1 protein-coding gene is annotated in these 268 nt (G+C 56.0%); it reads left to right on the top strand.

Annotation, left to right across the window (positions count from 1 at the left end):
* A partial coding sequence (locus tag AC1RPG_RS08795; RefSeq protein WP_481762605.1) for an MFS transporter occupies positions 1–268 on the top strand: 268 nt, incomplete at both ends.

Genomic DNA, 268 nt, shown 5'->3' with positions numbered 1-268 from the left:
CTATATTCCTGTCGCCATTGATGCCACGGTCTTGCATGTCGCCGCGCCGACACTGAGTATGACACTGGGGGCCAGCGGCAACGAGCTGCTGTGGATCATTGATATTTATTCTTTGGTCATGGCTGGCATGGTGTTGCCGATGGGCGCACTTGGCGATCGTATCGTTTTTAAACGCCTGCTGATGCTGGGCGGGACGCTCTTTGGCCTGGCGTCATTGGCGGCAGCGTTTTCGCATACCGCCAGTTGGCTTATCGCCACCAGGGTATTA

The organism is Dellaglioa sp. CoH-57-MRSF-18 (assembly GCF_056781995.1).
Note: the sequence above shows the minus strand (reverse complement) of the source record. Positions and strands in the feature narration are given on the sequence as shown.